An 8,243-nucleotide genomic window follows, 5' to 3' on the forward strand; every position below is an offset into this window, starting at 1 on the left:
GGCCGAGCGGGGCGGCAAGAGCACGATTCTGGGGTCGCTGCTGGGGTTCGTGCAGCCCGACGACGGCCGGGTGCTGGTCGGTGGCGTCGACCTGCGCGAGATCGACCGCACGAAGTGGCTGGAAGCGCTGGCGTGGGTGCCGCAACGGCCCACGCTCGTCCCCGCCGCCCTTTCTTCCGGTGAGCAGCAACGAGTCGCTCTGGCGAAGGCATTGGACCGGCAGCACGCGGGGCTGTTCCTGTTGGACGAACCGACCGCGCATCTCGACGCGGAAACCGAGTCCCTCGTGCTCCGAGCGACCAGGGAGTTCACCCGAGGTCGCACCGCGGTGATCGTGGCGCACCGGCCGGCACTGCTCAACGAGGTCAACAGGGTGGTGACGGTATGAGACTCGCGATCCTCGTCGGCGTGCTCGCCGAACTGGCCGGCGTCGGCCTCACCGCCACGGCGACCTGGCTGATCATGCGCGCAGCCGAACACCCGCCGATGCAGGCGCTGACCGTGGCGATCGTCGCGGTCCGCACGCTCGCGCTGGCCAAGGGCGCCCTCCGCTACCTCGAACGCCTGACCAGCCACAAAGCCGTGCTCAGCGAGGCCGTCGAACTCCGCGGCCGGGTCTACGACGACCTCGCCCACCGCGAGCACGTCCCGTCCGGCACGGCGCTCACCCGCATCGTCACGAACGTCGACCAGCACCTCGACGCCAAGCTCCGCACCACCCTGCCGTGGATCACGGCAGCGCTGGTCGCAGCGGTGATCATCCCTGTCTCGGGCTTCTCGCTGCCGCTCATCGCCGGCCTGCTGATCAACCTCGCGCTCCTCCCGTGGCTCGCCGTCCGCAACCCGCAGGATCTCACCCCGTTGCGCGCCAGGCTGACCGAACAGACCACCGAACTGGTCCACAGCAAGGAAGAACTGATCGCCTACGGCCTGTTCGACGAGAAGCTCGCAGACGCCACCAGGACCGCGAAGGCGTTGTCCCGCAAGGAACGAACGCGTGACCTGACTCCGCTGGCGATCGCAGCGCAGTTCGGCGCGGCACTGCTCATGCTCGCCCAGAACGAGCCCGCCTGGCTGATCATGGCCGCCATCGCGACGTTCGAGATCACCGTTCCGCTCGCCGCGCTGACCAGGCCCACCCCGGAACCGACCGACGAGCCCGAGCCGACCCGTTGCCCGGAAACCCCGGATCTCCAAGGAAAAACCGCGATCGTCGGCCCGAGCGGTGCGGGCAAGACCACGTTGCTCAACGCCATCGCGCACCAGCTGGAGCCGAGCAAAGGCGCACTGGCCGATGCGCACGTCTTCCACACCACGGTCCGCACCAACGTCCTGCTGGCCAAACCCGATGCCACGCAAGAAGAACTGGACCGAGCAGCCGGGATCGCCGAGCTGGACCTCGACTGGGACCAGGTCGTCGGCGAACGCGGCGAGGAGATCTCCGGCGGCCAGCGCCAGCGCCTGGTCCTCACCAGATCAGTGCTGGCGAACCCGGACGTCCTGCTCATGGACGAGCCCACGGAAGGGCTCGACCCCGAACAGGCGGACCGCGTGCTCAAGAAGGTCCTGGACAACTGCCAGGGCACCGCACTGGTCGTGACGCACCGCGAAGAGCAGCTAGCCCTCTTCGACCACGTGCATCATCGGTGGGCGATCGGCCACGAGCACGTCGGTCGAGTCGGGTAGCCACTCGCCACCGACCTGCACGAACTGCGTCAACGGCCCGGACTCCAGCGTGACACCGCACCGGGCCAGCGCAGTACCCATGATCTGCGAGGACATCGCGCCGAGCTGCAGCAACGACCGGTTGCGGTGCTTGCGCACGCCCAGATTCACCTGAGCCAGCGCGGAAAGCCCGTGGACCCGGTGCACGTCCAGCAACAGCCCGATCTCCACGCCGTACCCGGCCGCGAAGGGAACGGACTCCAAAAAGGACCGGGTGGCCGCGTACTCGCCGCCGAGCGGTTGCACCACACCGGAAAGCTCCGGCCGCAACGTGTTCAGCAACGGCCGCGCCACCAGTTCGGTGACCCGCCCACCACCGGTGCTCTCCAACCGCAACGGACGCCGGTAGAACCCCTTCACCAGATGCACATCGGTGTCCAGCAGCAACGGACCCAGCAACGCCGTGACGAACGCGGTCTCCGGATCCACCAGGTCGGAATCCAGGAACACGATCAGATCCCCCGAGGTGGCGGCCAAGGACCGCCACAACACCTCGCCCTTGCCGGGCAACGGTTCCAGCCACGGCACCACATCGGAACGCAGCACGACCCGCGCCCCGGCAGCCGAAGCCACCTCGACGGTCCGGTCGGTGGAACCGGAATCCATCACCACCAGCTCGTCGACGAGGGTCCCGAGCAACGGCCGGACCACCCCGACGACGTCACCGACGGTCTCTTCCTCGTTCAACGCGGGCAGCACCACGGACACCGTGCGACCGCGCTTCAACGCCACCAGTTCGTCGACCGTCCAGGACGGCTGCTGCCAGGTGTGCGTGGCGAACCAGGCTTCGACGGAGGGCAGCATCAGGCGAGCGCCCGCACCGCTCGGGCCGGCGGACGGGTTCCCGTCACGCTCGCAACCATCTCCACGACCTTCCTCGCCTGCCGCACGTCAGATGCACGAATGGCGCGTGCTCCGGACATCGCAGCCACTGTGGCAGCCGCCAGGGTGAAATCCTCATCCCCTGGCGGGATCGTCACCACATCCAACGTTTCGGACAGCATCGGCAGTTCCAGTTCGCCGTCGAACTCGACGATGTCGACGCCGTCGTCAACGGCCTGTCCCAACGCGTCCGCGCTGGTCAGATGCGCGACCACCAGCACCCGGTCTTTCGGCAGCTCAGTGACGCGGAATCGGTTCACGCCACCCAGCGTAAACAGTGACCTGACTCACAGCTCCTTGCTACTCATGAGTAGCAATCTGCTTTACTCCCCGGTAACAACCCTGTGTGATCTACGTCATGGTCAAGGAGGACCAGAGTGCGACGATCACTTGTTTTAGTCCTGGTACTCCTCACAACCCTGCTCGGTGCTCCAGCTGCCATCGCGGCCCCTGGACACCAGATCTCCTACAAGTCGATCTCCGGCGTCGGTGGCACCACCCTGAAGGCCTTCGTCGTCGAACCCACCGGCGTGGGCAGCGGCCCTTTCCCGTTGCTCGTGATGCCGTCCAGCTGGGCGGTCCCGAACATCGAGTACGTCGGCGCGGCGGCCAAGCTCGCCAAGGAGTCCGGTTACGTCGTGGTCAGCTACACCAGCCGCGGCTTCTGGGACTCCGGCGGTGAGATCGACATCGCCGGTCCCGACACCGTCGGTGACGTCAGCAAGGTCATCGACTGGGCCGTCGCCAACGCGCACGCCGACGGCACCAAGGTCGGCGTCGCCGGAATCTCCTACGGCGCAGGGCAGTCCTTGCTCGCCGCCGCCACCGACAAGCGCATCAAGGCCGCGGCCGCGTTGAGCACGTGGACCGACCTGGCCCGCTCGCTCTACCCGAACAACACCGTGAACAAGCAGGCCGTCGAGGTGCTGCTGGCCGCCGGCCACGCCACCGGACGTCCCGGACCCGTCCTCCAGGAAGCGGAAGACGCCTACCGCGACGGCAGGTTCTGGGAGGTCGTGCCGATCTCCGCCGGGCGCTCGGCCGCCTCGAAGATCGAGCAGATCAACGCCAACGGCACCGCGGTGATGATCGGCAACGCCTGGAACGACGGCATCTTCGCGCCGGGCCAGGTCGCGGACTTCTACTCGAAGCTCACCGGCCCCAAGCGGCTCATGCTCTCACCGGGCGACCACGCCACCGCCGAGCTCTTCGGCGCGGCCGGTCTGCCCAACGAGATCTGGGAGTCGGTCGGCCGCTGGTTCGACCGCCACGTCAAGGGCACGGCCAACGGCATCGACGCCGAACAGCCGGTGCAGCTCAAGCCCAACAACGGCGGCACGTGGAAGAAGTTCGGCGCGTGGCCGGCGGGCAACGCCGACACGATGCAGCTCGACGGCAAGAAGATCCACGCGGGCTGGGGCACCGTCGCCGACAGCGGCACGATCCTGCTCTCCGGTGCGCTGCAAGGGTTCCTGAACATCCCGACCGGGGTGGCGCTGCCGTTCGTCGACCGCAACCTCGCGGGCGTGTGGAGCGGGCCGCAGTACCCGAACGGCGTGACGCTGGCGGGTACGCCGAAGCTCAAGCTGACCGTGACACCAAGTGCGGAGACGACCACGTTGTTCGCGTACCTGTACGAGGTCGGACCGCTCGGCCTGGGCGCGCTGGTCACGCACAAGCCGGTGAAGGTGACCGGTGCGGGCCGCACGCAGACGCTCGACGTGCAACTCGAGCCGACGGTGTGGAACGTCGGCGCGGGCAACCGGTTGGCGCTGGTGATCGACACCGTCGACCCGCGTTACCTCACGGAGTCGACGCGCGGATCGACCGTCATCTTCGGACCGTCGAGCCTCACGGTTCCGAAGGCGTAAGAATGTCCGGGTGGATCTCACCCGGCAGCAGGTGCTCCTCCACCGGATCCATCAGCACGAGCTGGACCGGCGGGTCTCCGACGCGGCCGAGCTGGCGGTGTTCTCCCTGGGCGTCCAGGACAACACCTCCGGCTCGGCCCTGCTGAGTCTCGCCGCCCGGCTGTCTGACCCGTCCGTGGACGAGTTCATCGTGACCTGGTCCGTGCGCGGTGCTCCCCACCTGCACAGGGCCGGTGAACTGAAGGCGTTCGCCCGCGCGCTGTGGCCGTGGAGCGACGCCGACGCCTTGGCGCGAGCCTCGCGTCCGAAGGTGAACGACATGGTGGCGGCGTTGCGGCACATCGCCACGGCGATGAGGTCGATCGTCACGAAGCCGATGACCAAGGGCGATCTCAGCACGGCGCTGACCCCGTTGGCTCCCAAGCAGACCATCGAGGCGTGCCGGGGCTGCCAGACCGAGCACGTGAGCGACCCGATCTTCCGGCTCGGCGCGCTGCCGGCCGGTCTGCGGATCATCCCGTCGGAGAAGACCGTGACGTTCGAGCGCATCCACGGCTGGCCGGGCGTGCCGCGCAAGACCGCCGGTTTCGCCGAGCTGGTGCACAGGTACCTGACGTTGCACGGCCCGGCCGGACCGTCCGAAGTGGCCGGTTACTTCGGCACGACCACCCGTGAGGTCAAGAAGCAGTGGCCTTCGGAAGGCCTGGTCGAGGTGACCGTCGAGGGCCAGAAGGCGTGGCTGCCGGAAGACCTGGAGATCGCCGACGCCGAACCACCGCACGTCCGCCTGCTGCCGCCGACCGACCCGTACCTGCAGGCCCGCGACCGCGACCTGCTGCTGCCGGACAAGGCCGCGCAGAAGGACATCTTCCGCATCCTCGGCCGGCGCGGCGCCGTGCTGGTGGACGGCGAGATCGCGGGCTCCTGGCAGGGCAGGGTGGTGTCCGGCAAGCGGTTCGAGGTGGCGGCCACGCCGTACCGCCCGCTACCGGATCTCCTGCCGGAGGCCCAGATCCTCGCCAAGGCGAAGGGACTAGACGACGCAAGCGTCAAGAGCAACTGACACGTCGTCGGTGACGATCAACGACTTCAACGCGGCGTGGGACACGAACCCCTTGTCCCGCAACTCACTCAGCCACTCGACGAGTCCCTTGTAGTGGTTGTCGACGTCGAGCAGCACGACGGGCTTGCCGTGCATGCCCAGCACGCCGGCCGTCCACACCTCGAAGAACTCCTCCGCGGTACCGATGCCACCGGGCAACGTGAGGAACGCGTCGGCCTTGTCGTCCATCATCTTCTTGCGCTCGCGCATGGTGTCGACGACGTGCAGCTCGGTCGAGTCGCGGTCGGCGATCTCCCTGGTGGCCAGGCCCTTGGGGATGACGCCGTACGTGTGCGACCCACCGGCCCGCGCTTCCCGCGCCACCGCCCCCATCATCGACGTCTGCCCGCCACCCCAGACGAGGTGCCAGCCGCGCGCCGCGATCTGACGCCCCACCTCGGCGGCGAGGTCGATGTAGCTCTGGGGAACCGTCGCCAGACTCCCGCAGTAAACAGCGACATACATCAGTGCGTGTCCGCCCATGCCTGGTGCGCTTCCTTGACCACGCGCACCGCGTCCTCGATGTCATCGGTGAGGTGCAGCAGCGCGAGGTCCTTCTCGCCGACCTTGCCGCCGTCCAGCACCGAGCTCTTGATCCAGTCGTACAGACCCTGCCAGTACTGCGTTCCGAACAGCACGACCGGGAACTTCGTGACCTTCTTCGTCTGCACCAGCGTCAACGCCTCGAACAGCTCGTCGAGCGTGCCGAAACCACCCGGCAGGCAGATGAACGCCTGCGAGTACTTGATGAACATCGTCTTGCGCACGAAGAAGTAGCGGAAGTTCACCCCGAGGTCCACCCACGGGTTGAGCCCCTGCTCGAACGGCAGCTCGATGCCAAGCCCGATCGAGAACCCACCGGCCTCAGAACACCCGCGGTTGACCGCTTCCATGGCACCGGGCCCACCACCCGTGATCACGGCGAACCCTGCCTCGGCCAGCGCCGCGCCGAGATCCCGCCCGGTCTGGTACTCCGGGTGATCCCGTCCGGTCCGCGCCGATCCGAACACGGTCACCGCACTGGGCACCTCGGCCAGCGCCCCGAACCCCTCGACGAACTCGGCCTGAATCCGCAGCACCCGCCACGGATCCGTGTGCACCCAGTCCGAAGGACCGCGCGAATCGAGCAGGCGCTGGTCCGTGGTGGTCAGTTCGTCCCGGCGCCCGCGACGCAGGACAACCGGCCCGCGCATCTTCTCCTTGGGGTGCTCGTCCACCACGCCGTCAAATTCTTCTGTCATCAGTTGATCCTAGTGATCAGGTCAGCAGAAATCGTTCAAGGACATCGAAACACCCGGTGATCTGCCGGACCTGCACGTGTTCCTCCTGCGTGTGCGCCAACGTCGGATCCCCAGGCCCAAAATTGACCGCAGGCATCCCCAACGCCGCGAACCGCGCCACGTCCGTCCACCCGAGCTTGGCCACCGGCGTGCCCCCGGCCGCCAGCACGAGTTCCTGCGCCGCAGGGGCGTGCAACCCAGGCAGCGCGCCAGCCGCGAAGTCCGTAACCGCGACCTCAAACCCCTCAAACACCTCACGAAGGTGCTGCTCCGCCTGCTCCACCGTGCGATCCGGCGCAAACCGATGGTTGACCGTCAGCACACACTCGTCCGGCACGACATTGCCCGCCACACCACCACTGATCTTCACGGCCTGCAGACCCTCGTGGTACCTGCACCCGTCGATCTCAGGCTGACGCGGCTCGTAGGCCTCCAGCCGCCGCAACGCCTCACCCATCCCGTGAACGGCGTTCTTCCCCATCCACGCCCGAGCGGTGTGCGCCCGCTTCCCGCTGGTCCTGACGTCGATGCGCATGGTCCCTTGACACCCGGCCTCAACCGTCCCGTTGGACGGCTCGCACACGATCGCCAGATCACCCTTCAACCACTCCGGAAGCTCACGCTGAATCCGAGTGAGCCCGTTGCGCTCAGCCTCGATCTCTTCGCAGTCGTAAAACACGAACGTCAGGTCGTGCCGCGCATCAACACCAAGGGCCGCGATCGCCAGCATGACCGCGTCGCCACCCTTCATGTCAACGGTGCCGCACCCGTGCAGCACATCGCCTTCACGACGACTGGGAAAGTTCCGATTGATCGGCACGGTGTCCAGGTGCCCAGCAAGCACCACCCGCCGCTCCCGACCGAGGTTCGTCCGCGCCAAAACAGAGTTCCCCGATCGGGTGACCTCAAGGTGCGGCGCGTGCAACTTCAGCGACCGCTCCACAAGATCCGCGATCTCCGCCTCCTCCCCGGACACGCTGCGCACATCGACCAACGCAGTCGTCAACTCGATCGGGTCGGCAAAGAGATCAAGGGTGTCGGACACGCCTTCACCCTACTAAGCCACGTCGGGCACTAGTCCGTTCAGCCGATATCGTGCGCTGCGTGATCAAACGCGCACTCCTGGTCATCACCCTGATGCTCATGGCGACCGGCTGCGGCGAGATCCGCTCCCTCTTCACCGCCCCGTAGCCACACACATGCCTCACGCGACGCCACAGGCGAGCGGCGATGGCGAAGCCGAGCCACCGCGAAGGCGAAGGCGAAGACATCCCAGTTGCTGGGGATGTCAAGCTGCAGCGTTGTTGATGTTGGTGTGGTGTGCCCAGGCGGTGGTTTCGTTGTAGGTGGTGCGGGTTTTGAGGCAGCCGTGCAGGATGCCGA

The 8,243-nt window shown here is 67.2% G+C and carries 9 protein-coding genes; 4 read left to right on the forward strand and 5 right to left on the reverse strand.

What is annotated here, in order from left to right; genetic code table 11:
- The first annotated feature begins 70 nt into the window (after positions 1-70).
- On the forward strand, positions 71-388 hold the full coding sequence (locus tag FXN61_RS52610; RefSeq protein WP_312877967.1) for an ATP-binding cassette domain-containing protein: 318 nt from the start codon (positions 71-73) through the stop codon (positions 386-388).
- Positions 385-1,686, forward strand: a complete 1,302-nt coding sequence (locus tag FXN61_RS24610; RefSeq protein WP_167976406.1) for an amino acid ABC transporter ATP-binding/permease protein — start codon at positions 385-387, stop codon at positions 1,684-1,686. Before FXN61_RS52610 ends, FXN61_RS24610 begins: the two co-directional genes overlap by 4 nt.
- Here the strand turns inward: FXN61_RS24610 and FXN61_RS24615 are convergent.
- Positions 1,618-2,529 carry a glucosyl-3-phosphoglycerate synthase gene (locus FXN61_RS24615; protein ID WP_167976407.1) on the reverse strand — a complete coding sequence of 304 codons (912 nt, stop codon included), beginning with the start codon at positions 2,527-2,529 and terminating at the stop codon, positions 1,618-1,620. The two genes, FXN61_RS24610 and FXN61_RS24615, sit on opposite strands and share 69 nt — an antisense overlap.
- On the reverse strand, positions 2,529-2,867 hold the full coding sequence (locus FXN61_RS24620; RefSeq protein WP_167976408.1) for a hypothetical protein: 339 nt from the start codon (positions 2,865-2,867) through the stop codon (positions 2,529-2,531). Before FXN61_RS24620 ends, FXN61_RS24615 begins: the two co-directional genes overlap by 1 nt.
- Positions 2,868-2,984: 117 nt before the next feature.
- Here FXN61_RS24620 and FXN61_RS24625 point away from each other — a divergent pair, with 117 nt between their 5' ends.
- The gene (locus tag FXN61_RS24625; RefSeq protein ID WP_167976409.1) at positions 2,985-4,478 is read left to right on the forward strand and encodes a CocE/NonD family hydrolase; all 1,494 of its coding nucleotides are present in this window, start codon (positions 2,985-2,987) and stop codon (positions 4,476-4,478) included.
- A 10-nt stretch (positions 4,479-4,488) separates the two neighbouring features.
- Entirely contained in the window at positions 4,489-5,541 is a 1,053-nt protein-coding gene (locus FXN61_RS24630; RefSeq protein WP_167976410.1) for a winged helix DNA-binding domain-containing protein, read from the forward strand.
- Here the strand turns inward: FXN61_RS24630 and FXN61_RS24635 are convergent.
- The 3 genes from FXN61_RS24635 to dapE are packed head-to-tail and all read right to left on the reverse strand — an operon-like array spanning position 5,512 to position 7,905.
- Positions 5,512-6,045: an LOG family protein gene (locus tag FXN61_RS24635; protein WP_246291961.1), complete on the reverse strand. Its 534-nt coding sequence runs from the start codon at positions 6,043-6,045 to the stop codon at positions 5,512-5,514. The two genes, FXN61_RS24630 and FXN61_RS24635, sit on opposite strands and share 30 nt — an antisense overlap.
- Positions 6,045-6,821 (reverse strand): LOG family protein, encoded by a 777-nt coding sequence (locus FXN61_RS24640; RefSeq protein WP_167976412.1) that lies wholly within the window; start codon positions 6,819-6,821, stop codon positions 6,045-6,047. The genes FXN61_RS24635 and FXN61_RS24640 overlap by 1 nt, the downstream gene beginning before the upstream one ends.
- Before the next feature lie 16 nt (positions 6,822-6,837).
- On the reverse strand, positions 6,838-7,905 hold the full coding sequence (gene dapE, locus FXN61_RS24645) for a succinyl-diaminopimelate desuccinylase (RefSeq protein ID WP_167976413.1): 1,068 nt from the start codon (positions 7,903-7,905) through the stop codon (positions 6,838-6,840).
- Positions 7,906-8,243: the final 338 nt, after the last annotated feature.

The sequence above is a fragment of the Lentzea indica genome, assembly GCF_012184385.1.
GTDB lineage: Bacteria > Actinomycetota > Actinomycetes > Mycobacteriales > Pseudonocardiaceae > Lentzea > Lentzea indica.

Excerpts from the sequence above, each read along its gene's own strand:
- FXN61_RS24610 (WP_167976406.1), top strand. The coding sequence starts at position 385 with ATGAGACTCGCGATCCTCGTCGGCGTGCTCGCCGAACTGGCCGGCGTC.
- FXN61_RS24615 (WP_167976407.1), bottom strand. The coding sequence starts at position 2,529 with ATGCTGCCCTCCGTCGAAGCCTGGTTCGCCACGCACACCTGGCAGCAG.
- FXN61_RS24635 (WP_246291961.1), bottom strand. The coding sequence starts at position 6,045 with ATGTATGTCGCTGTTTACTGCGGGAGTCTGGCGACGGTTCCCCAGAGC.
- FXN61_RS24640 (WP_167976412.1), bottom strand. The coding sequence starts at position 6,821 with ATGACAGAAGAATTTGACGGCGTGGTGGACGAGCACCCCAAGGAGAAG.